Raw genomic sequence first — 21,132 nt, forward strand, 5'->3', positions numbered from 1 at the left:
GGCATCTGATTACACCGTGTCCAGATAGATTTCGACCTGCTCTTGCGGGGTCAGTTCCTGCATATAATGCAGCTCTTGCCGTTTGGTGAGGATAAAGTTGCGCACCATTTCGGGGGCAAAGATACGCTTTACCTCGGCGGAGTTTTCAAAGGCGTCGATCGCGGATTTCCAGTCGCCGGGGATTTGCGGCAGGTCGGCGGCATAGGCGTTGCCGGTGATCGGGGCGGGGGGCTCTGCCCCGTCCTCGATGCCGTTCATCGCGGCACCCAGCACGGCGGCCAGCATCAGATAGGGGTTCACGTCGCCGCCCGACACACGGTGTTCGATCCGCCGCGCCTTGTGGCTGCCGGACGGGATACGGATGGAGGAGGTGCGGTTCTCGTAGGCCCAAGAGATCCCCGTGGGGGCGTGGGCACCGGGCACCATACGGTCAAAGCTGTTGGCATGGGGCGCAAAGACCAGCGCGCAGCCTGCCATGGCGTTCATACAGCCCGCCACAGCGTGACGCATGATCGCCGTGCCTTGGGGGCCGCCGTCGTCAAAGACATTGTTACCGTTCTTGTCGAGCACCGAGAAATGCGTGTGCAGGCCCGACCCGGGGTAATCTTCGTAGGGTTTCGCCATGAAGCTTGCGGCAAAGCCGTGGCGGCGGGCGAGGCCCTTGACCAGCATCTTGAACAGCCAGGCATCATCGGCGGCGCGCAGGGCGTCGTCGCAATGCATGAGGTTGATCTCGAACTGGCCCAGACCCGCTTCGGAAATGGCGGTATCGGCGGGGATGTCCATCTCTTCGCAGGCGTCATAAAGATCGGTGAAGAATTCATCGAACTGGTCCAGCGCGCGGATCGACAGGGTTTCGGCGGCCTTGCGGCGTTTGCCCGACCGCGGCGACAGCGGCACCTGCAGTTTGCGGCCCGAATCGTCGATCAGGAAAAACTCAAGCTCGACGGCGCAGACCGGCGTCAGCCCGCGATCCTTGTAGCGTTCGACCACCGCGCGCAGGGCATGGCGCGGGTCGCCGCCATAGGGGCGCCCGTCCTCGTGGAACATCCAGATCGGCAGCAGGGCCGAGGGCGCATCAAGCCAGGGCATCGGCAGAAAACCGCGTTCGGTCGGGTGCAGGATGCCATCGGCATCGCCGCTTTCAAACACCAGCGGGCTGTCGTCGATGTCTTCGCCCCAGATATCGAGGTTCAGCACCGACATGGGAAAGCGCGTGCCGTCCTCTACCACCTTGTCGGCAAAGCGCGTGGGGATGCGCTTGCCGCGGGCCTGACCATTGAGGTCGGCGGCGGCCACACGAATTGTGCGGACCTGAGGATGTTTGCGGAGCCAGTTTTTCATATCACACCTTGCAAGCGGCGGGCATGAACGGCGTTCTTACAACGTGAAAACCGGGGGTAGCGCCCACGCGCTAAATAATTTGATCAAAAAACAGATACTACCGGATCAGATTTAGACGCAAGCGAATTTTCCGCACCGCAGCCTGAGGCACATGGCGGTTCAAACGGCGGTTGATCAGCCCGAAGATGGCGATGATCACCAGCGTCAGCAAAATGAAGTAGCCCGCCAGAATGGGGTAGGGGATAAACGGGTTAAACGTCTTATCCGCGAAATAGCTGGCGTAATACAGCGCGTCCCCGCGTTGTTGCAGCGCCGGAAAACCGGTGAAAAACACCAGCGTTGTCGCATGAAACAGGAAGATCGCCTCGTTTGTGTAGGCGGGCCATGCTAGTCGCAGCATGGTGGGCCAGATGATGCGCTTGAACCGCGGCCAGCCGGAAATGCCGTAGGCATCGGCAGCTTCGGTGTCGCCCTTGGGGATGGATTGCAGTGCGCCATAGAAGATCTCGGCCGAGTAGGCAGAGGTGTTGAAGAACAGAACAATCAGCGCCCCAAGCCACGCAGAGGTGAACATATCAAAGAACGGGTGCACAGATTTTAGGCTAAGGAACAGGAAATAGCCAAAGAAGAACTGGATGAACAAGGGCGAGCCGCGGAACAGGAAGATAAACCACTCCGCCGGTTTACGCAGCCAAGGGCTGGGGTGGGCCTTGGCCACGGCCAGCGCGGTCGCCAGCAGGAAGCCGCTGACCAGCGCGAAAAACCCGTAGTAGATGTTCCAGATCATGCCCGACCCGATCAGGGTGAACTGGTCACATAGCGTAAAGTCGCTGCGCGGTAGCAGCCGTTCGCCATAGCCAAGCGAGCGCAGCCCATAGGATTGGATGGTTTCCCAACAGGTCATGCCGCTGCCTTTCGCTGTGCTTCGCCGCCAGCGGTGGCCTGACCCTTGGTCAGACGGCGCATCAGCCGGTCGAGCACGATTTCAGACACACGGGTAAAGCAGAGGTAGAACACCAGCAGCGCCAGAAAATACCACATGCGCCAGTCGGGGTGGGGGTAATCGGTAAAGCGCGGGGTCTTGGCTCCGCCCAGATCGCGCGCCCAATAAACGATGTCTTCGACGCCCAGCAGGAACAACAACGGGGTGGCCTTGATCAGCACCATCCACAGGTTCCCCAGACCGGGCAGCGCATAGACCCACATCTGCGGCACAAGGATACGCCAGAAGGTCTGGCGCGGGGTCATGCCATACGCCTCGCCGGTCTCGATCTGGGCGCGTGGCACAGCGCGCATCGCGCCATAAAGCACATTGGCGGCAAAGGCCCCGAAAACGATGGCAAAGGTCAGTACCGCGAGCGAGAATCCATAGGCCTCGTGGACCCATTGGGCAGAGTTGCCAAGCGGCATCTTGGCGGCCTGACAGACGATAAAGTCGCTGCCCTGACGGATCGGCTGATCCCAGTCGGGGCATTTCACCTTGTGGCGCAGGTATTCGATACCCTGATCCAGCGCGATGACAAAAAACAGGAAGAAGGCGATGTCGGGCACGCCGCGCACAATGGCGATATAGGCGCGGCCCAGCCATGACAGCGGCGCAAAGGGCGACCGCGCGGCCATCGCGCCGCCAAAGCCAAAGGCAAGTGCTGCGGGGGCGGTGATGGCGAGCAGCAGCAAGACGGTGCCGAATGCACCATAAAAGGCCAAATGCTTGCCCGTGGTCAGGTAGCACGTCAGCCACGACAGGCCGGAAAGCGTTTCTGGGTCGGTGCAGGCAAAAATGGCGGAATGTCCCGGTGGTATGCGCCCTTTGGCGGGCGTCTGGATTTGGGTCTTTAATCAGATCGGCAGGCAGAGAAAAGGGGCGGCCTCTGCGCCGCCCCGATCAAGATCAGAATGTTTTAGCGTCTTCGCCGAACCATTTGATGATCAGCTTGTTCAGGCTGCCATCGTCCTTCATGGACTGGATCGCGGCGTCAAATTTCGCTTTCAGCTCTGTGTCGCTTTCGCGCAGGCCAAGGCCGATGCCGCCGCCCAGTGGCACGTCGTCACCGACAAAGACCATCTCGCCGCCGGATTCCTCGACCGTGGGGACCAGCGCGTCCTTGTCGGCGAAAACCGCATCCGCTTCGCCATTGTTCACGGCTGCGACGGTTTCATCATAGGTGGCGAATTCCAGCAGGGTGGCACCGGATTCAGCCACGTGACCGGCCTGGATCGTGCTGGTCTGTGCTGCAACAACACCGCCCATCACATCGGCATCCGCCGATTTCGCCGCATAGGCGGAAGCCGCGGGCGGGAAGTAGTTCTGTGTGAAATCAATCACTTCTTCGCGCTCGTCGGTGATGCTCATACCGGCGATGATGGTGTCGTAGTTGCCCGATGTCAGGTTCGGGATGATGCTGTCCCATTCGTTGGTGACCCATTCGCAGGTCAGCTCGGCGCGGGCGCAGAGCTCGTCACCGACTTCGCGCTCAAAGCCGTCTACTTCGCCCGCGTCATTCAGGAAGTTATAGGGAGGGTAGGCCCCTTCGGTCCCCATGCGGATGGTCTTGCCGTGGGCGTCTGCCATGGCGAAACCGGTGCTGAGCGCCAGTGCGGCGGTTGCAAGAACGAGTGTTTTCATTTTTGAAGTCTCCCAGTTTATTGTTTTTAGGTGGTTTTACTCTGCGTGAGTGGCCGAGAGGAACCCGCGCAGACGTTCTGATTTAGGGGCGCCGAACAGGTCTTCGGGGGCCCCTTGTTCTTCGATCAAACCCTGATGCAGGAACACGACGTGATCCGAGACATCGGCCGCCAGTTTCATATCATGGGTTACGATCATCATGGTCCGCCCTTCGGCGGCCAGATCCTTGATGACTTTGACGACCTCTTGCTCAAGCTCGGGGTCCAGCGCCGAGGTCGGTTCGTCGAATAGTAGTGCTTCGGGCTCCATACACAGCCCGCGTGCGATGGCGGCGCGTTGTTGCTGGCCGCCCGACAGTTGCGCCGGAAAGACATCGCATTTGTCGCCAATACCCACCTTGTCGAGATAGGCCCGCGCGGCGGCCTCAACCTCGGCACGGTCGCGGCGCAGGACGGTCAGCGGGGCCTCCATCACGTTTTGCAGGATCGTCATATGGGACCACAGGTTGAACTGTTGGAACACCATCGACAGGTTCGTGCGGATGCGCAGCACCTGTTTGGGATCGGCAGGGCGGCGGTGGTGGCCGGTGCCTTTCCAGGTGACGGCCTCGCCGTTGAAGCGCAGATCGCCCTCTTGGCTGTCTTCCAACAGGTTACAGCAGCGCAGCAGCGTGGATTTACCAGAGCCCGACGACCCGATCAGCGAGATGACGTGCCCGCGCGGGGCCTTGACCGATACCCCCTTGAGCACCTCCAGAGGGCCATAAGCCTTGTGAAGATTGTTGATCTCAATAACGGGGGGCTGATCTGTCACTGTGCTGCCTTATTGTGCATTCCGCAGCAAGTTAAGGTGATTTCAAGGGGGATTTGCAATCCAGAACTTGGGTTTCGCCCAATAATTCAACGGTTGACCCCGCGTAAATTCACCGCCTGCGCGTAAACTAGTCTTTGTCTTCAATCTGCTTGCGAACGATGGCGCTGTCGGTGTCTGTGACCCCCAACAAGTTGGCCACCAACCGCAGCAATGCGTTTTCCTCGTCAGAGCGGCTGCCATCGGCCAGCACGACTTCCCACAGGGCTTTGATCACGGCAAGGCGGTCGTCATAGGGGACGGCATCCTTGATCGCGCGGGTAAAGCGGACGGTATCGGGGGCTTCGGCTTCCAGCGCTTCGGCGTCCGCCCGCAGGGAGGCGGTGCCGTCAGCGTCCAGCGCATAGCGTTTCGCGATGATCTGGTCGATGCGCGCGCGCTCGGACGGGGCGTAATCATTATCCGACTTGGCGATGCGCACCAAAAGCGCGGTCAGCGCAAGGCGGGCATCCCCATCGGGAAGCTGGGCGGGATCTGGCTGGGTCAGCCGTTTGATGAATTCTGCGAACATGGGCGTGATATAGAGCGGTTGCGGCGCAAGGCCAAGGTCACAAAGCGTTCAGCGCTTTTTCGCGGGCGGCGGTCATGTCGGCGTCGCTGAGGCCTAGCGCGGTCTCAATCGCCAGCAGCTGGATCTCTTCGTCGTCGTCACGTGCACCATCGGCCAGCGCCACAGACCACATCGCATCGCCAAGCGCCTTGCGGTCCTCATAGGGGACTTCCTCGCGCAGGATCTGGGCGAATTCGGGCGTACCGGGGGCGTGGCGTTCCAGCGCTTCGCAGGTGGCGCGGAGTTTCGCGGCCTCGATCGGTTTCAGACCAAAGGTCTGGGCGAGGATGCGGTCGATCTGCCCCACTTCGGCAGCGCGGTAGGTGCGGTCGGCCAGCGCCACACGCACCAGCAACGCCCCAAGGGCAAGCTGGGGGGTCGGCTGTGGCAGCGGCTTGGGGTCCGGCTTGCGGCGGGGGAATAGACGTTCAAACATGGCAACTCTTTATACTTGCGGGCACATGAGGCTAACCCGATTCCGCGCGCAGCGTTCCGTTTTTCCCATATTCGCAAAGGGGTGATGTATAAAAAGCGCAATGCCGCAGGGGCAGGCGGGGCGGGGGCGTCGGGGAGCCTGTCGCGGCCTTAGGCGTCATACCCTTCGACGATGACCAGATTGCCATCGGACACGGACGACCGGATATCCTTGGCCGCCTGATAGCCCTCGCTTTCATAGCAGGCCACGGCATCGGCCAGCGAGGCAAATTCGATCACCACGATGCGCGGGTGCGACGTGCCTTCGCGGATGTCGGGCGCGGCCCCACGCACCAGAAACTTCGCCCCAAAATCGGCAAAGGGCTTGGCGTTGGCGGCGCGGTATTTGTCGTAGACTTCGGCATCATGCACGTCGACGTTAGCGATCCAGTAACCTTTGGGCATCGGAGGCTCCTTATCGGGGTAGGGTTTTGAACTTGGCCGCCAGACGGGCCGCTTCTTCTTTCAGCCCAAAGGGCGGGTTCAGCACGAACATGCCAGAACCGACCATCCCGTGACCGGGGCGGGCAGGGGCAAAGCTGACCTCGTGGCGCAGGGCCTCGGGGTGGGCCCCCATCAGCGCGCTGAGCATCGGTTGATGCGCTTTACTGGTCAGAATCGGATACCACAGCGCGATGATGCCGACGTTCCACGCGCGCGCCAGCTTGCCGATGTGGCGCGGGATATCGGCGTAGTCTGTCTTGATCTCGAAGCTGGGGTCGATCAGCATCAGGCCACGGCGCGGCGTGGGCGGGGTCAGGGCGAAAGCCATGTCGAACCCGTCGCGGTGGTGGCATTTGACGTCATAGGGCGACATCGCCAGATCAAGGGCGGCATGTTCGCCGGGGTGCAGTTCGGCCAGATGGATGCTGTCGCTGTCGCGCAGCAGCTTGGCCGCCATCAGGGGAGAGCCGGGATAGGCGTCTGCGCCATGTTCACCGGTGATCTGGTCAAGCACCTGTGCGTAAGGGTGGGCATCGTCGAACCAGCCGCGCACGCGGCCAATGCCCTGCGCCGCCTCGCCTGTTTTCAGCGCCGGGGTGTCGGAAAGGTCATACAGCGCGCGCCCCGCATGGGTTTCCATATAGGACAGCGGTTTGTCCTTGCGGGTCAGATACCCCAACATCCACGCCAGCAGGCTGTGTTTGTGAACATCGGCCAGATTGCCGGCGTGGTAGATATGTTGGTAGCTGAGCATGCCGTTGGCCGCCTTTCGCGAGGGTCAGACCAGCCGCGACATTTCCTTGGCGGCGCGGATGAAATCCTTGAACAAGGGGTGCGGATCAAAGGGCTTGGATTTGAGTTCGGGGTGGAACTGCACACCGATGAACCACGGGTGATCAGACCATTCCACGATCTCGGGCAGCATGCCGTCGGGCGACATCCCCGAGAAGGTAAGACCCGCTTTTTCAAGCTGCTCGCGGTAGGCGGTATCGACCTCGTAGCGGTGGCGGTGACGTTCGTCGATGGACGTGGTGCCATAGACTTTGGCCACGTTCGACCCTTCTTTCAGCGTCGCGTCATAGGCACCAAGGCGCATGGTGCCGCCTTTGTCATCGTCGACCTTGCGTTCAACCTTGTGGTTGCCCTGCACCCATTCCTTGAGGTGGTAGACCACGGGCTCGAACCGTTTCTTGCCGGTGGATTCGTGGTCGAATTCTTCCGAGCCTGCGGTCGTCAGACCGGCCACGTTGCGCGCGGCTTCGATCACGGCCATCTGCATGCCCAGACATATCCCCAGATAGGGGACTTTCTGCTCGCGGGCATATTGCGCCGCCTTGATCTTGCCCTCGGTGCCGCGTTCGCCAAAGCCGCCGGGCACGAGGATCGCGTGGAACCCTTCGAGGTGGGCCGACACATCATCGCTCTGATCAAAGACCTCGGCATCGACCCAGTCGATCTTGACCTTGACGCGGTTGGCCATGCCACCATGAGTCAGCGCCTCTGCAATCGACTTATAGGCATCTTCCAACTGGGTATATTTGCCGACGATTGCGACGTTCACTTCGCCTTCGGGGTTGTGCACGCGGTCAGAGACATCGCGCCAGACCGACAGTTCGGGCTTGGGCGCGGGGGAAATATCGAAAGCATCCAGCACGGCCTGATCCAGACCCTGCGCGTGATAGGCCAGCGGCGCGTCATAGATGGTTTTCAGGTCATAGGCCGCGACCACGGCCTCTTTGCGGACGTTACAGAACAGGGCGATTTTCTCGCGCTCTTTCTCGGGGATGGGGTGTTCGGAGCGGCAGACCAGAATATCGGGCGCGATCCCGATGCTTTGCAGTTCCTTGACGGAGTGTTGCGTCGGCTTGGTCTTCAGCTCGCCGCTGGCCGCGAGATAGGGCAGCAGGGTGAGATGCATGAAGATACACTGGCCGCGTGGCTTGTCGTGGCTGAACTGGCGGATCGCTTCGAAGAAGGGCAGGCCTTCGATATCGCCGACGGTGCCGCCGATTTCGCACAGCATAAAGTCGACCTCGTCATCGCCGACATGCAGGAAATCCTTGATCTCGTTGGTGACGTGGGGAATCACCTGAATTGTCTTGCCCAGATAGTCGCCGCGGCGCTCTTTCTCGAGCACGGTGGAATAGACCCGACCCGAGCTGATCGAATCCGTCTTGCGCGCGGCCACGCCGGTAAAGCGTTCGTAGTGGCCCAGATCCAGATCGGTTTCGGCGCCATCGTCGGTGACGAAAACCTCACCATGTTCAAAGGGCGACATCGTGCCGGGATCGACGTTCAGATAGGGGTCCAGTTTGCGCAGACGGACGGAGTATCCGCGCGCTTGCAACAAGGCCCCCAAGGCCGCAGAGGCAAGGCCTTTGCCAAGGCTGGAAACCACACCACCGGTGATGAAAATATAGCGTGCCATGTGATGAAGGCCCCCGTGAGTTCAGATTTGATGCGGCAAAAGCCAAGCAATTGAGCTGCGGAAAACCGCAGCATCACGGGACTTAAGCCTAACAGGATTCGGATGGAAAAAGCAAGGCCAAGCCGCAACATCCTGTTGCGTATCTTGGCCCAACCTCAAGCTGTTGTAGTGTCTGGATTAATCCGCAGTCGGCACTTGCGGTGTATTTTCCGCAGGTGTCGGTGGCAGCAGCGCGTCGGCATCGGGCAGCGCTGGTGCGTCACCCTGGTTCAGCGCGGGTGGCGTGCCGCCCAGACGATCGATAACCGAAGAACCGGCAGATTTTTCAGCCGCGATGATGGTCAGCGTGATCGAGGTCACGATAAAGGCCGCGGCCAGAACCCAGGTCAGTTTGCCCATGGCTGTGGCTGCTGCACGACCGGAAACGGCCCCGCCGCCACCGCCGCCGCCCATGCCAAGGCCGCCCCCTTCGGACCGTTGCAGCAACACGACTGCAATCAGGCCAAGGGCCAGAATGAGATGGACAATCAGGACTACATTTTCCATGGGTACCTACGGCTCTGCGTTTTGGACTTTGGGCGTGTCTAGGCAAGTTTGCCTATGGGGGCAAGGGAGGATTGGCACCCGCGGTGCCGCTTGGGCGGAAAGCCCGTGTGAAAGCCGCCTCAGGTTTCCACATCGTCCACGTCTGCCTGACCGGATACCGCCCTGCGAAAGATGCTCCAGCTGAGGCCGATGCCCAGCACAAAGCTCAACGCGACAAGGCCGAGCCATAGGTTAAAGCTGCGGTTGTCCAGCCTTAGAGTCCGATTCAAAACGGGATGAACGATTTCAATCTGTTGCAAGGAGCCGGGTTACGCGCCGGATATGGGCGATCAGCAGCCAGGCCTCGGCGCTCTCGATGGATTTCTCCCAATCCTTTGCCAAACGACGGCAACGACCGAGCCATGCGAAGGTGCGTTCCACGACCCATCTGCGTGGCAGAACCTCGAAGCCCTTGGCGGTGTCGGAGCGCTTGACGATCTGCAGCGTCCAGCGTCCGAGGCTCACGAGGGCGCCCCGCAGCTTCGGTCCGGCATAGCCGCCGTCCGCGAACATGTGGCGCAGTTTCGGAGCCTCGCGGCGGAGCCTGGCAAAGACCCCGAGCGCACCGTCACGATCCTGAATGTTGGCGGTATGAACCTCGCATGCGATCAGGTTGCCGCAGGTGTCAGTGATGATATGGCGTTTTCGTCCGTTGATCCGCTTGCCCGCATCGTAGCCGGAAAGGGACGTGTTTTCAGAGGTTTTCACGCTCTGACTGTCGATAACACCGGCTGTCGGCTGCACATCGCGTCCTGCCGCGAGGCGCGCGTCCGCGACCAGGTGGCGATTGATCTCGGCCAGCAGGCCATCATCGCGCCAACGGTAGAAATAGTAGCGCACGGTCGAGACCGGCGGAAAGTCCTTCGGCAGGAGCGACCATGCGCACCCGGCGGCGGCAAGATACTGGATCGCATTCCAGACCCGGCGTAACTCCACCTTGCGCGGACGCCCAAGGCGGTTGCGACCGGGCAACAATGGCCGCACGATCTTCCATTCCGCATCGGTCAAATCGCTTGGATAGCGCTTCGTCTTGCGCTTATGCTGCGCACGGGTGAGTTCGGTCCAGGCCATCGTGATCTCCGTTTTGTTTCGCAACCGAACAGAATCACAACCTGCTGAATTCACTCAACCCATTTCCGATTAGACACTTAGGATGCCCAGATCATAAAGCACCCAAAGGCTTGACCCCACGAGCGCCAGCACCAGCAGCATCCCCAGCCCGCCGATAGAGCGCAGCGTCGCGCGGAGATAGATCACGTAGCCGATGAACAACAAAAGCCCCAGCAGCACCGCGATGGACAGGTTCATATGCCCGTATCGCTGCGCCCATGTGACATAGTTATAGGGGGTCGGGTTAAAGGTCGCGGCCAGCAAGACAAAGGCGCAGGCCCAACGTATGATGAATCCCATCTGCGGTACTTCCTTCTTTGATCCGGCATGGAATATCGGTGCAGCCCAGGCAAAGTCTATGGCCCGATGCGAAGTTTCACGGCCCCAAGCTGATAAATGCCCAGAAAAATGACGCGGCGGCGTTTTGGCTGCATTTTACAGTTTCGGTCCCCGACGGTCGTCGCTATACCTCCACGGGTTTGCACGGTTATTTGAACTGTTAAAGGAATATCTTCATGGCCAACGTCGTAGTCGTAGGCGCCCAATGGGGCGACGAAGGAAAAGGCAAAATCGTGGACTGGCTCAGCGAACGGGCCGATGTCATCGCGCGTTTTCAGGGCGGCCATAACGCGGGCCACACATTGGTCATCGACGGCAAGGTCTACAAGCTGCACGCGCTGCCTTCGGGCGTTGTTCGCGGCGGCAAGCTTTCGGTCATCGGTAACGGTGTTGTGCTGGACCCGTGGCACCTGCTGAAAGAGATCGAGACGATCCGCGCCCAAGGCGTAGAAATCACGCCGGAAACGCTGATGATCGCGGAAAACACGCCGCTGATCATGCCCTACCACGGCGAGCTGGACCGCGCCCGTGAAGAGGCCGCATCAAAAGGGACCAAAATCGGCACCACCGGTCGCGGCATCGGCCCGTGCTACGAGGATAAAGTCGGCCGCCGCGCCATCCGCGTCGCCGATCTGGCCGATACAGCCACGCTTGAAGCCCGCGTCGACCGCGCGTTGCAGCACCATGATCCGCTGCGCAAGGGTCTGGGCGTCGAAGCCATCGACCGCGACGGGCTGGTTGAACTGCTGAAAGAGATCGCACCGAAGATCCTTGAATACGCAGCACCTGTCTGGAAGGTGATGAACGAAAAGCGCAAGGCCGGTAAGCGTATCCTGTTCGAAGGGGCGCAAGGCGCGCTGCTGGACATCGACTTTGGCACCTATCCTTTCGTCACGTCGTCGAACGTGATTGCAGGGCAGGCGGCAACAGGAGTCGGCATCGGACCGGGCGCGATCAACTATGTGCTGGGCATCGTCAAAGCCTATACCACCCGCGTCGGCGAAGGCCCGTTCCCGACCGAACTGCATGATGCGGACGGTCAGCGTTTGGGCGAGCGGGGCCATGAATTCGGCACCACCACCGGGCGTAAGCGTCGCTGTGGCTGGTTTGATGCGGCTTTGGTGCGCCAGACTTGTGCGACCAGCGGCGTCACCGGCATCTCGCTCACGAAACTGGACGTGCTGGACGGGTTTGAAACGCTCAAGATCTGCACCGGCTACGAGCTGGACGGGGAGCAGTTGGATTATCTGCCCACAGCGGCCGACCAGCAAGCCCGCTGCACCCCCATCTACGAGGAAATGCCCGGTTGGTCCGAAAGCACCGAAGGCGCGCGCAGCTGGGCCGATCTGCCCGCGAACGCGATCAAATACGTGCGCCGCGTCGAAGAGCTGATCCAGTGCCCCGTGGCGCTGCTGTCCACCTCGCCAGAGCGGGACGACACGATTTTGGTCACCGACCCCTTCGCCGATTGATCTGACACGCCGGGGCCCTTCGGGGCCCTTGGCACGTGATGAAAGGACGACACAATGGCCCTTGGATATAAAGCACGCCGCCGGTGGGCGCTGGTCATTCTGCTGATTGGTCTGCCGCTCTATATCATTGCGGCGGTGGTCACCGTGTCGCTGTTTGACCGGCCACCCTTCTGGATCGAACTGGTGATCTATATCGCGCTTGGCGTGGTCTGGGCGATCCCGTTCAAATTTGTGTTCAAGGGGATCGGTCAGGCGGACCCGAACGCGGATCACGACGCGGAATAACCCGTTTCGCCTGCACGTCTTTCAGCGTTGCTAATCGCAATTATCGCATAAAAAAACGGCCCCCTCGGGGGCCGTTTTTCGTTTCGGTTGTCATGTTTTGTCCGCTTAGCCAGCGGCGCGTGCATCCGGTTGGAACCCGATCTGTTCGGAGGCCTTGAAGCGGCCACCTTCCAGCTTTTGCAGCTTGCCGGTGCGCAGCAGCTGACCGAAGGAACGCAGACCTTCCTCGCGGCTGAAATCCTCGGCACCGCCTTGGCGGACGGTGTTCATCAACTGCGGACGCGAGAAATCGTCCATGCCTTCGACAAAGGCCATATAGGCCGCGGCCGCCTCCAGCAGGTCGGGAAGCTGGGTCGCGCCCATTTCCTCGGCGAATTCGGCAAAGCCACCGGCTTGCGGCACCGGCGCGGGGGCCACTGCGGCCACGCGGCGAGGGCGTACGGGCGCCACATTGCGCGGCTGGTCCGTGTCGATCCGCTGTGCCGCTACCAGTTTCAGCGGGGCAGGGCGCGGTTCGGCGGGGCGTTCGGTGCGGGCCGTGGTTGACGCGGGGCGGCGCGGTTTGACCACCTCGGCCAGATCGCTGCGGTAAGCGTTGTTTTCGCGTTCAGCAGCATCGGGCGCACCAAGGGCCATATCGGCCTTTTTCGCGGCCACGGCGGCGCGCAGATGGGTGATCGCGTCGCGGCGTGTGGCGGCTTCGGGTTCGTCCATCTGGTTGTCGGTTTCCGCCAGCAGACGGTTCATATCCGGGCCGCTGTCCGCGTCGAGCGTTGGCAGGCTGCGGCGTTGCGGGGCGGCTTTGGGGGCTTCCGTTGCGGGCTCTGCCGCGGTTTCGGCTTGGACCTCGGCCTGTACCTCTTCGGCGTCATCCTCGGAAACATCAGTGTCGAGTGTTTCTTCTTGGGCCGTGTCTTCCTGCGAGTCTTCCTTGGCGGTCTCTTCTTTGGCGGTCTCTTCTTCGGGCGCGTCGTCCTCATCGGCGACAGCTTCTTCAGCGTCCTCGGGCGCGTCGGTCAGCGTGTCGGCAGCGGCAGAGGATAATGTTGCCTCAAGCTCGGCCAGCTCGCGGGCCAGATCTTCTTCATCCTCGTCAGAGAGCGTCGATTCGGGGTCGCGCTGGATACGCAGGGCGGGTTTTTCAGGCTCTTCCAGTACCGCAGGCGCGTCTTCTTCGACCTCTTCCAGCTCGCCTTCGGCGATGGCACGGTCGATGTCGGCGCGTTTGACCTTGAGCACACGGCCACGGGGCGCTGTGTCTTCTTCAGCTTCATCGGTTTCGTCAGCGTCAACCTGCGCGGCGTCAGCTTCTTCGACTTCATCAGTCGCAACGTCTTCGTGCTGTTCTTCACTCTCTTGTGCAGCGGTAACGTCTTCTTCAGCTTCGAGGTCGGAAGATTGTGCGATATTTTCGACCGTATCGTCGGCGTCCAGCGCGCCCTCAATGTCGTTGATCGCGTTCGCGATGACATCGTCGGTGCTATCTTCGGCGTCGATTGTGTCCTCGTCGTCAAAGACCTGAGGCTGCGGTGCGGCGGGGGCATCCTGATTGGCGACCACGGCGCGGATGCGCTGAAGTTTGGCCGCGATGCTATCGACGACAGGGGCTGCAACGGGCTGGATCTCGGCGTCTTGGTCGTCGACGGTCACCTCGTTGCGCGGGCTGTCGGCGAAAAACGCTTCGACATCTTCGTCGGGTTGGCCGGGGACGATATCCACCTCGGGGGCGGGGGCCGCAGAAGCAGGTGCCGCAGAAGCAGGGGCCGCTTCGGCTTGCGTGGCTTCCGGCTTTGGCGCGGCAACATCACGGCTGACCACCTCGTCGCGCGGTGCGGCGGCTTCGGCCTGAGGCGCTGGTGCGGCCTCTGGCGCTGTCACTGGCTCGGCAGATTTCAGCGCGTTGATGCGGTAGGCGTCATAATAGGCAGAGATTTCCTTGGGCCGGCGCGGCGCGAAGGAGGTCGACACCACCGACGGACCGGCAGCGGTGCTGCTGACCTGCGGCTGCGGCGCGGCAGGGGCCTTGGGTGTTTCGGCGGCTTCAGGCGCAGGGGCGGGCTGCGCTGGCGCTGCGGGTTCTTCCGGGGTCTGCGCGCTCAGGACGATCTGACCGTCCTGCTGGCGCGCCTCGACGCGACGCGAGATTTCTTTCTGGGCGATATGGGCCAGCATCTCCGCATCGGGCTGTGCGGGTTCTGCACCGAAATACCGATCCTCCGACGACAGGTCGCGGAAATACTCTGCGATGGCCTTCATGGTGCCGAATGAATCGTCAAAGCCTTCCAACGTGCACGAGAAAGTGCCGTATGAGACCGTCAGAATTTTGTTGTTATTCATCATCGGATGGTCGTCCTCTGCCTATTTGCAGCTTACTGTTTACCATAAGGTTCAAGACCAATTCGGCTCGAATCTGTGCCCTGCAACGTATCATTTAATGTCAAAATTGCGGCATTGTTTCCAATTTGAGGTAAAACCGCGTGAAAACAACCATTGTGGCAAGCCGCAGCCCTGTCACCGTCATTGGGGGCGGGCAGCCCGGCCCGAACGACCTGAACGAGGCGTTGCAGCTTGCCCCGATGTGTGTGGCGGTCGATGGCGGGGCAAATCTGGCCCGCGACGCAGGCGTAGAGATCGCGGCGCTGGTGGGCGATTTCGATTCCGTCACGCCCGAGACCCTGTCGCAAATCCCGCTCGCGCGGCAGTTCAAACTGGCAGAGCAGGAAACCACCGATTTCGACAAGGCGCTGCGGTCGGTGGCCGCGCCGTTGATCGTGGCGGTGGGGTTTTCGGGCGGGCGCGTGGACCATCAGCTTGCCGCCCTGAGCTCTTTGGCGCGGCATCCGCACCAGCGTTGCCTGCTCATCGCCGGAGAGCAGGTGATTTTCCTCGCGCCGCCCCGGCTTGATCTGCCGACGCGGGCGGGGGATGTGGTGTCGATATACCCGCTGGCGGCGGTCCACGGGGAAAGCAGCGGGCTTGAGTGGCCGCTTGACGGGCTAGAGCTTTCGCCGCTGGGACGATTGGGCACATCGAACCGTGCGACGGGGCCCGCGACCCTTAGGGTCGATCGTCCCGCTGCGTTGGTGATGGTGCCCAGGGTGCTCATTCCGCAGGTTGCACAATCGCTGCTGCAGCCAGACGCCGCTGCGTGGCCCGCTCCCTCAGAATAATATAGAGACCGGCGGCCATGGTGATCCCCATCCCGAGCGCCGCCAGCGCATCGGGCAGATCGCCAAAGACGATCAACCCGACCAGCGTCGCCACGGGAATTTCGAGATATTGCATCGGTGCCAGCGTGGCCGAGGGGGCGTAGCGCAACGACCATGTCATCAGCAGATGTGCCACGCTGCCAAGGATGCCGATTGCGATCAGCAGCATCCAGGCGTTTGCGTCAGGGACGCGCCAGCCCAAGGCGGGCACCGCTACGGTTTGACCCAGACCCAGCAAGGGCAGCAGTATCACCACGGCCATAAACCCGCTGATCGTTTGCAGGCTGATCGGATCGGTGTGTTTGGCGATCTGCCGTGTCACCAGCATGAACAGCGCAAAGTTCAGCGCTACGCCAACGGGGAGCAATGCGGGCCAGCCCACCTCGGCAAAGCTGGGTTGCACCACCAGCAGTGTGCCGCAAAAGCCGACGATACAGGCGAGAAGCCGGCGGGTGCCGACCTCTTCCCCCAGCACGTATTTGCCGAGCAGAAGCATAAAGAAGGGCATGACAAAGATAATCGCCACCGCATCGGCCAGCGGCAGGTATTTCAGCGCGGTGAACATCATCGCGATCCCGATGACATGCAACACTGTGCGCACAAAGGCGAGCCACAGCGTTCGGCCCCGCATCGCCAGCGGCCTGCCCGTCAGCAGCACGAGCGGCAGCAAGATCAGCAATTGCACGGCAAAGCGGATAAACACGACCTGACCCAGCGGCACGGACGATCCCAGCAGTTTCGCAATCGCATCACCCACAGGGGCAACGATGCAAAAGCCAAGCATCATGGCAATACCGGTCATCGGTTTATCGGGCAGCATGGCAAAGCCTTTGTCGTGGATCAGGGGGATACGCCCCGGATGTGCAGGCATATCGCGGCGAGAGTGGCGGCATTTTTCCGGCTTTGCAACCGTGGGGAGAGGATGATTTCACGCCGCTGACCGGATCAGACCGACGCGATCGCGCCCTCGGTGTTTCGCACTGTATAAAGCTTGATCCGCGCGGTCGATCAGCTCTGCCGCGATGGCCGAGGCATCAAGTGGGGCGGGGAAGGCGTCGCTGGTTTCAGGCTGTGCGGTACATAGCCCGATGCTGATCGTGGCATGGATAGGCTGCGCGCTGGCGGGGATGGTAAATGGCGTCGTGCGGTAGGCTTCGCACATGCGTTTGGCCATCCGGGTGGCCTCTGCCTCTGTGATGCCCGGGAGGATGAGTAAAAACTCCTCCCCTCCGATGCGGGCGGCAACGTCGAGCGGGCGCAGACATGATTTCAGCCGGCGTGCCGTTTCGACCAACACGGCGTCCCCCGAGGCATGGCCGAAAGCGTCATTCACGCGTTTGAAGTGGTCTATGTCTGCCAGCATCACGGCCAGCGGTATCCCTTTGCGGCGGGTGCGCAGGGCCAGCCGCGCGACCTCTGACAGGGCGTGACGGCGGTTGTAGATCCCTGTCAGCGGGTCAAAAACCGCTTCGCGCAGGCGTGTATCGACATCACGCCGGATCGTGTCACCCTGCTGTTTGCGCGCCAGAAGCCCGGTCAGCCGCAGCGAAAGTTCTTCGATATCAAAGCCATGCTGCATCAGGTCGTCGGCCCCCAGATCCAGCGCATGGGCGGCACCATCGGGGTGGGGGCGGGATTGGAGCACAAGAATACCGCAGTGGCGCGTCGTCGTATTCGCCCGCAGGGTCGAGATCAGGCGCAGTTGCGCCTCGTCGCGCGTTTCGACACCGGTCAGGGGCAGGATGAAGACATCGGGCAGCGCGTTCTGCCGGATACCGGTCAAAGCGTCGCGGATGGTCGTCTGGTTGACTGCCCCCCTCAGACGTTTGCGTAGCTGGGTGACATGCACCTGTGTCTCTGCCTTGTCATGGCTGACGACCTGGAACGTGCCCGGGCGGGTGAAGGTGGCGGCGGTTTCTTCCAGCCCGAGCGGGGGGCACATCGCGTCGCGCATGGCCGTGGGGCTGGCCCCGTGGCCCGCGCGTATCATGCTGCGCACCCGTCCCAGAAACAGCTTGTCGCAGACAGGTTTGACCATCGCTTCCTGTGCGCCATTCGCCAGCAGGTGCAAACACAGTGCCGCGCCACCGCCATCGGCTAAGGCAAAGACAGGTATCCGTGACGTCCGCGGAGACCCCGCGAGCATCGTGCATAGGGCCGTCGCATCCTGCCCGTCCAGATGATGCGCCGTGATGACCAAATCAGGCCCCGACCGGCGCGAGATGTCGACCGCCTGGGCCACGGTGGACGCCTGCCATACCTCGTAGGAGGCGGACGTGAGTTTGGTTTTCAACGCGATGCGGTTGGTCGCAACCGTATCCACAATCAGGACTTTACCGGGCACTTGTCTTCATTCTCCACTCACGTGTAACTGGCTTAAGCGCCCTTTGTTGCCGTGATTGGTTAACAAAGGGTTTCGTTTGGGAAACCGTGATGGAAATTAATATGATGAAGCAAGATGCCGCCGAGACGGTCGCCCTGCAGGCCTTGGCCTGGCTGGCCGCGAACGAAGACCTGATGCCCACCTTTATGGGATCAACGGGCGCATCTGCCGAAGATCTGCGCACGCAGGCCGGTGATCCGGTGTTTCTTGGCGCGGTGCTGGATTTCATCATGATGGATGACGCCTGGGTCACGGCGTTTTGTGATACGGTGAACATCCCTTACGATCGTATCATGCAAGCCCGTCAGTCGCTTCCGGGTGGCGCGCAGATGAATTGGACCTGAAAATGATCAAAGCCTTGCTGTTCGACAAAGACGGAACCCTGTTCGACTTCGCCGCCACATGGGAGGTATGGGCCAATGCCTTCCTGACCCGGATCAGCAAGGGCGACGGAGAGAGAGCGGCTTTGCTGGGGCAGCAGATCGGCTTTGATTACGGCACGCAGAAATTCTCGCCCGACAGCATCGTTATTGCGGGCACGCCGGGGGAGGTCGTCGATGCGCTGGCCCCCCATGTGGTCGAGATGGCGAAGACGGATCTCTTGGACCTGCTGAACCACGAGGCCGAAAACGCCCCTCAGGCAGAGGCGGTGCCGCTGATTGCCTTGCTAGAGGCGTTCAAGGCACGCGGGCTGGTGCTTGGCGTCGCCACCAATGACGCCGAAGCGCCCGCCCGCGCGCATTTGGGCGGTGCGGGGGTGACCGGATATTTTGACTTTATCGCAGGTTTCGATAGCGGCCACGGTGCTAAGCCCACGCCCGGGCAGCTCTTGGCGTTTGCCAAAGCCGTGGGGGTGGACCCGTGTGAAGTCGCGATGATCGGGGACAGCCTGCACGATATGGCGGCGGGCCGTGCGGCGGGTATGGCCTGCGTTGCGGTGCTGACGGGGCTGGCCACACGTCAGGACCTAGAAGGGGCCGCCGATGTGGTGCTGCCCGACATCGGCCATCTGCCGGCGTGGCTGGACGGGCAGAGGCATGACCCGCAGGGCTGACAGCTAGATTGCATTTGAGACAAAACCAAAGCGCATTCCGCCGCGGCGGAGGTTTAGCCTTCGGCCTTTGTTAACTCTCAGCCGCCATCTTCCCCGTGAAACGGCGGAAAGGGGCGCGATGCACGGGCTGATCAACCATACGATCCAACGGTTCGTGCTGGATAGCTTTGGCCACCGTGTCTGGGCGCAGGTCGCCCTGCGCGCCGATCTTTGCGCCGTTATGGGCACGGCGGATTTCGAACCGATGCTCACCTATGACGATGCCATCACGCCGCGGGTTATCAACCGCCTGTCTGCCGTGATGAAACGCGCGATCCCCGATCTTCTGGAAGATCTGGGTGCCTGGCTTGTGTCCAACCCCGACCGCGAAGGCGTGCGGCGCTTGCTGCGCTTTGGCGGCGACGATTTTGAAGAGTTCTTGCATTCTCTCAACGACTTGCCAGAACGTGCCACCCTCGCCGTGGAAGACCTGCAACTGCCCCAGATGGAGGTCGCGCAGCTTGATGACTGGCGCTTTACGCTAACGTGTCGCGGGAAAGTGCAAGGCTTTGGCTATGTGATGATGGGCGTGATGCGGGTGATTGCGGATGATTATGGCACATTGGCCCTGCTTGATTGCAAAGCCGCCCCACCGGAGGGGGAGGTGATTACCGTCACGATTATTGACCGGCACTACGCGCAGGGGCGCAGCTTTGATCTGGGTGCGCGCGGGTGACAGTAGGGGCAGCTTATGAGGCGGCATTAGATGTTCTATGCCCGATGCATGTGATCGTGCAGCCCTGCGGACGTATCCGGCATGTGGGCCCCACCATCCACAAACTGCGCCATCGTGGCACTTGGATCGGGAGCAATTTTTTCGACCAGTTTGTCATGCGCCGACCGAATATGGCCGACAGTATTGCGCAAATTCGCCCAATGGCGGGGCGCAAGCTGCATCTGGCGTTGCACGACCGGCCCGAGCAGATTTTTAAGGGGGTTCTGGTCCCGCTGCCTTGTGGCACCGAACAGATGGAAAGCTCGGAAACCGACTGTCTGATAAACCTGTCATTCGGGATATCGATCCTGAACGGCGTCCGCACCCATCGCCTGAGCAATGCCGATTTCGCGCCGACCGACCTCGCGGTCGAGATGCTTTATCTGATGGAGGCGAAATCGGCGGCGATGGCGGCGTCGCGTGCGCTGAACCAGAAGCTTGAGGTCGCAAAGATCGCGGCGGAGGAACAAGCGTTTACCGATACGCTGACTGGCTTGAAAAACCGGCGCGCGATGGATCACGTGCTGTCCCGGCTTATCGCGGGGAACAAGGGGTTCGCCGTGATGCAGATCGATCTGGATTACTTCAAGGCGGTAAACGACAGTCTGGGTCATGCGGCGGGGGATCACGTGTTGCAAACCGCGGCCCGGATCATGGTGGAGGCAACACGGGACATCGACACCGTCGCCCGCGTCGGCGGTGACGAATTTACCCTGCTGTTGCCTGGGGTTACCGGCAGCGCGCATCTGGCACAGGTCGCCGAACGGATCATCACGCGACTGGAATGGCCGATCGGATTTGATGGCGCGGCGTGCCGGGTCTCCGCCAGCGTCGGCAGCATATGGGTTAAAGCGGGGCAGAACGCCGTGGCCGAAGATGTCCTGTCGGACGCCGATGCGGCGCTTTACCGCTCTAAGCAGGCTGGGCGTGCGCGGCACACGGTGCACGGTGAAACTGTGCCAGACGCCATGCAGAAGGGGAGGGAGAAACCACACGCGCTGCAGTAGATGACGGCGCGCGCTGGGCGTGCTGGCTTTGGTACGCGTCATAAAAGCGGGGCCTGTAGATCTGCGGGCGTTCAATCTGCGCAATGCTTCAAGATTGTGCAGTTTGCCTCAAAACGCGCCGCAGGGGGCTGCGGCGACAGGATTATGGGGGCGCCGCTTTTGGCTGCTCGTCACACCGGCGCGGCTGCGTTAGGGTTT

At 61.4% G+C, this 21,132-nt stretch carries 24 protein-coding genes; 7 read left to right on the forward strand and 17 right to left on the reverse strand.

Annotated elements, in window-relative coordinates:
* Positions 1-9: 9 nt before the first annotated feature.
* The 14 genes from C1J04_RS07135 to C1J04_RS07200 form a co-directional block, all read right to left on the reverse strand.
* Positions 10-1,344 carry a glutamine synthetase family protein gene (locus tag C1J04_RS07135; protein WP_005852447.1) on the reverse strand — a complete coding sequence of 445 codons (1,335 nt, stop codon included), beginning with the start codon at positions 1,342-1,344 and terminating at the stop codon, positions 10-12.
* A gap of 97 nt (positions 1,345-1,441) precedes the next feature.
* A complete protein-coding gene (locus C1J04_RS07140) occupies positions 1,442-2,248 on the reverse strand; it encodes an ABC transporter permease (protein ID WP_009826568.1) in 807 nt (268 codons plus the stop codon).
* Entirely contained in the window at positions 2,245-3,126 is an 882-nt protein-coding gene (locus C1J04_RS07145; RefSeq protein WP_081781238.1) for an ABC transporter permease, read from the reverse strand. Before C1J04_RS07145 ends, C1J04_RS07140 begins: the two co-directional genes overlap by 4 nt.
* 109 nt (positions 3,127-3,235) lie before the next feature.
* Positions 3,236-3,970: a transporter substrate-binding domain-containing protein gene (locus tag C1J04_RS07150; protein ID WP_009826569.1), complete on the reverse strand. Its 735-nt coding sequence runs from the start codon at positions 3,968-3,970 to the stop codon at positions 3,236-3,238.
* A gap of 36 nt (positions 3,971-4,006) precedes the next feature.
* Entirely contained in the window at positions 4,007-4,783 is a 777-nt protein-coding gene (locus C1J04_RS07155; protein ID WP_005852455.1) for an ABC transporter ATP-binding protein, read from the reverse strand.
* A gap of 127 nt (positions 4,784-4,910) precedes the next feature.
* Positions 4,911-5,351, reverse strand: coding sequence for a TerB family tellurite resistance protein (locus tag C1J04_RS07160; RefSeq protein ID WP_009826570.1), 441 nt, complete (start codon positions 5,349-5,351; stop codon positions 4,911-4,913).
* Positions 5,352-5,388: 37 nt separating this feature from the next.
* Positions 5,389-5,826: a TerB family tellurite resistance protein gene (locus tag C1J04_RS07165; RefSeq protein WP_005852459.1), complete on the reverse strand. Its 438-nt coding sequence runs from the start codon at positions 5,824-5,826 to the stop codon at positions 5,389-5,391.
* A 149-nt stretch (positions 5,827-5,975) separates the two neighbouring features.
* The gene (locus tag C1J04_RS07170) at positions 5,976-6,269 is read right to left on the reverse strand and encodes a DUF1330 domain-containing protein (protein ID WP_005852461.1); all 294 of its coding nucleotides are present in this window, start codon (positions 6,267-6,269) and stop codon (positions 5,976-5,978) included.
* 10 nt (positions 6,270-6,279) lie between these two features.
* Positions 6,280-7,062 (reverse strand): 23S rRNA (adenine(2030)-N(6))-methyltransferase RlmJ, encoded by a 783-nt coding sequence (rlmJ, locus tag C1J04_RS07175; RefSeq protein ID WP_009826571.1) that lies wholly within the window; start codon positions 7,060-7,062, stop codon positions 6,280-6,282.
* Between the two features lie 24 nt (positions 7,063-7,086).
* Positions 7,087-8,736 carry a CTP synthase gene (locus C1J04_RS07180; RefSeq protein WP_005852465.1) on the reverse strand — a complete coding sequence of 550 codons (1,650 nt, stop codon included), beginning with the start codon at positions 8,734-8,736 and terminating at the stop codon, positions 7,087-7,089.
* A 177-nt stretch (positions 8,737-8,913) separates the two neighbouring features.
* The gene (gene secG, locus C1J04_RS07185; RefSeq protein WP_005852467.1) at positions 8,914-9,282 is read right to left on the reverse strand and encodes a preprotein translocase subunit SecG; all 369 of its coding nucleotides are present in this window, start codon (positions 9,280-9,282) and stop codon (positions 8,914-8,916) included.
* A gap of 119 nt (positions 9,283-9,401) precedes the next feature.
* Positions 9,402-9,551, reverse strand: coding sequence for a DUF6524 family protein (locus tag C1J04_RS07190; protein ID WP_437129174.1), 150 nt, complete (start codon positions 9,549-9,551; stop codon positions 9,402-9,404).
* A gap of 16 nt (positions 9,552-9,567) precedes the next feature.
* Positions 9,568-10,392: an IS5 family transposase gene (locus C1J04_RS07195; protein ID WP_009826572.1), complete on the reverse strand. Its 825-nt coding sequence runs from the start codon at positions 10,390-10,392 to the stop codon at positions 9,568-9,570.
* A 69-nt stretch (positions 10,393-10,461) separates the two neighbouring features.
* Positions 10,462-10,731: a DUF6524 family protein gene (locus C1J04_RS07200; protein WP_009826573.1), complete on the reverse strand. Its 270-nt coding sequence runs from the start codon at positions 10,729-10,731 to the stop codon at positions 10,462-10,464.
* A gap of 215 nt (positions 10,732-10,946) precedes the next feature.
* On the opposite strand from C1J04_RS07200, the gene C1J04_RS07205 reads away from it, so the two are divergent.
* Complete coding sequence (locus C1J04_RS07205) at positions 10,947-12,242, forward strand: adenylosuccinate synthase (protein ID WP_009826574.1); 1,296 nt, start codon at positions 10,947-10,949, stop codon at positions 12,240-12,242.
* A 54-nt stretch (positions 12,243-12,296) separates the two neighbouring features.
* The gene (locus C1J04_RS07210) at positions 12,297-12,527 is read left to right on the forward strand and encodes a DUF2842 domain-containing protein (RefSeq protein WP_005852473.1); all 231 of its coding nucleotides are present in this window, start codon (positions 12,297-12,299) and stop codon (positions 12,525-12,527) included.
* A 105-nt stretch (positions 12,528-12,632) separates the two neighbouring features.
* Here C1J04_RS07210 and C1J04_RS07215 read toward each other — a convergent pair whose 3' ends face one another.
* Positions 12,633-14,867 carry a hypothetical protein gene (locus C1J04_RS07215; protein ID WP_009826575.1) on the reverse strand — a complete coding sequence of 745 codons (2,235 nt, stop codon included), beginning with the start codon at positions 14,865-14,867 and terminating at the stop codon, positions 12,633-12,635.
* Between the two features lie 137 nt (positions 14,868-15,004).
* On the opposite strand from C1J04_RS07215, the gene C1J04_RS07220 reads away from it, so the two are divergent.
* On the forward strand, positions 15,005-15,697 hold the full coding sequence (locus C1J04_RS07220) for a thiamine diphosphokinase (RefSeq protein WP_005852476.1): 693 nt from the start codon (positions 15,005-15,007) through the stop codon (positions 15,695-15,697).
* On the opposite strand, the gene C1J04_RS07225 is transcribed toward C1J04_RS07220, so the two are convergent.
* Together C1J04_RS07225 and C1J04_RS07230 are read right to left on the reverse strand one after the other, a co-directional pair.
* Positions 15,630-16,607: a DMT family transporter gene (locus C1J04_RS07225; RefSeq protein ID WP_009826576.1), complete on the reverse strand. Its 978-nt coding sequence runs from the start codon at positions 16,605-16,607 to the stop codon at positions 15,630-15,632. The two genes, C1J04_RS07220 and C1J04_RS07225, sit on opposite strands and share 68 nt — an antisense overlap.
* A 57-nt stretch (positions 16,608-16,664) precedes the next feature.
* Complete coding sequence (locus C1J04_RS07230; RefSeq protein WP_009826577.1) at positions 16,665-18,080, reverse strand: diguanylate cyclase domain-containing protein; 1,416 nt, start codon at positions 18,078-18,080, stop codon at positions 16,665-16,667.
* 89 nt (positions 18,081-18,169) lie between these two features.
* Here C1J04_RS07230 and C1J04_RS07235 point away from each other — a divergent pair, with 89 nt between their 5' ends.
* The 4 genes from C1J04_RS07235 (at position 18,170) to C1J04_RS07250 (ending at position 20,934) form a co-directional block, all read left to right on the forward strand.
* Positions 18,170-18,463, forward strand: a complete 294-nt coding sequence (locus C1J04_RS07235; RefSeq protein ID WP_009826578.1) for a DUF3572 domain-containing protein — start codon at positions 18,170-18,172, stop codon at positions 18,461-18,463.
* A gap of 2 nt (positions 18,464-18,465) precedes the next feature.
* Positions 18,466-19,173, forward strand: coding sequence for an HAD family hydrolase (locus C1J04_RS07240; protein WP_254655166.1), 708 nt, complete (start codon positions 18,466-18,468; stop codon positions 19,171-19,173).
* 118 nt (positions 19,174-19,291) lie between these two features.
* The gene (locus C1J04_RS07245; protein ID WP_005852486.1) at positions 19,292-19,888 is read left to right on the forward strand and encodes a heme NO-binding domain-containing protein; all 597 of its coding nucleotides are present in this window, start codon (positions 19,292-19,294) and stop codon (positions 19,886-19,888) included.
* A 44-nt stretch (positions 19,889-19,932) separates the two neighbouring features.
* On the forward strand, positions 19,933-20,934 hold the full coding sequence (locus C1J04_RS07250; protein WP_009826580.1) for a GGDEF domain-containing protein: 1,002 nt from the start codon (positions 19,933-19,935) through the stop codon (positions 20,932-20,934).
* Positions 20,935-21,132 lie beyond the last annotated feature (198 nt).

The sequence above is a fragment of the Sulfitobacter sp. SK025 genome (genome assembly GCF_003352105.1).
GTDB classification, from domain to species: domain Bacteria; phylum Pseudomonadota; class Alphaproteobacteria; order Rhodobacterales; family Rhodobacteraceae; genus Sulfitobacter; species Sulfitobacter pontiacus.

What these genes read in the sequence shown, in the direction of transcription:
- C1J04_RS07135 (WP_005852447.1), bottom strand. Translation starts at nt 1,344, where the DNA reads ATGAAAAACTGGCTCCGCAAACATCCTCAGGTCCGCACAATTCGTGTG.
- C1J04_RS07140 (WP_009826568.1), bottom strand. Translation starts at nt 2,248, where the DNA reads ATGACCTGTTGGGAAACCATCCAATCCTATGGGCTGCGCTCGCTTGGC.
- C1J04_RS07150 (WP_009826569.1), bottom strand. Translation starts at nt 3,970, where the DNA reads ATGAAAACACTCGTTCTTGCAACCGCCGCACTGGCGCTCAGCACCGGT.
- C1J04_RS07160 (WP_009826570.1), bottom strand. Translation starts at nt 5,351, where the DNA reads ATGTTCGCAGAATTCATCAAACGGCTGACCCAGCCAGATCCCGCCCAG.
- C1J04_RS07165 (WP_005852459.1), bottom strand. Translation starts at nt 5,826, where the DNA reads ATGTTTGAACGTCTATTCCCCCGCCGCAAGCCGGACCCCAAGCCGCTG.
- C1J04_RS07170 (WP_005852461.1), bottom strand. Translation starts at nt 6,269, where the DNA reads ATGCCCAAAGGTTACTGGATCGCTAACGTCGACGTGCATGATGCCGAA.
- rlmJ (WP_009826571.1), bottom strand. Translation starts at nt 7,062, where the DNA reads ATGCTCAGCTACCAACATATCTACCACGCCGGCAATCTGGCCGATGTT.
- C1J04_RS07180 (WP_005852465.1), bottom strand. Translation starts at nt 8,736, where the DNA reads ATGGCACGCTATATTTTCATCACCGGTGGTGTGGTTTCCAGCCTTGGC.
- secG (WP_005852467.1), bottom strand. Translation starts at nt 9,282, where the DNA reads ATGGAAAATGTAGTCCTGATTGTCCATCTCATTCTGGCCCTTGGCCTG.
- C1J04_RS07195 (WP_009826572.1), bottom strand. Translation starts at nt 10,392, where the DNA reads ATGGCCTGGACCGAACTCACCCGTGCGCAGCATAAGCGCAAGACGAAG.
- C1J04_RS07200 (WP_009826573.1), bottom strand. Translation starts at nt 10,731, where the DNA reads ATGGGATTCATCATACGTTGGGCCTGCGCCTTTGTCTTGCTGGCCGCG.
- C1J04_RS07205 (WP_009826574.1), top strand. Translation starts at nt 10,947, where the DNA reads ATGGCCAACGTCGTAGTCGTAGGCGCCCAATGGGGCGACGAAGGAAAA.
- C1J04_RS07210 (WP_005852473.1), top strand. Translation starts at nt 12,297, where the DNA reads ATGGCCCTTGGATATAAAGCACGCCGCCGGTGGGCGCTGGTCATTCTG.
- C1J04_RS07215 (WP_009826575.1), bottom strand. Translation starts at nt 14,867, where the DNA reads ATGATGAATAACAACAAAATTCTGACGGTCTCATACGGCACTTTCTCG.
- C1J04_RS07225 (WP_009826576.1), bottom strand. Translation starts at nt 16,607, where the DNA reads ATGCCTGCACATCCGGGGCGTATCCCCCTGATCCACGACAAAGGCTTT.
- C1J04_RS07235 (WP_009826578.1), top strand. Translation starts at nt 18,170, where the DNA reads ATGGAAATTAATATGATGAAGCAAGATGCCGCCGAGACGGTCGCCCTG.
- C1J04_RS07240 (WP_254655166.1), top strand. Translation starts at nt 18,466, where the DNA reads ATGATCAAAGCCTTGCTGTTCGACAAAGACGGAACCCTGTTCGACTTC.
- C1J04_RS07245 (WP_005852486.1), top strand. Translation starts at nt 19,292, where the DNA reads ATGCACGGGCTGATCAACCATACGATCCAACGGTTCGTGCTGGATAGC.
- C1J04_RS07250 (WP_009826580.1), top strand. Translation starts at nt 19,933, where the DNA reads ATGCATGTGATCGTGCAGCCCTGCGGACGTATCCGGCATGTGGGCCCC.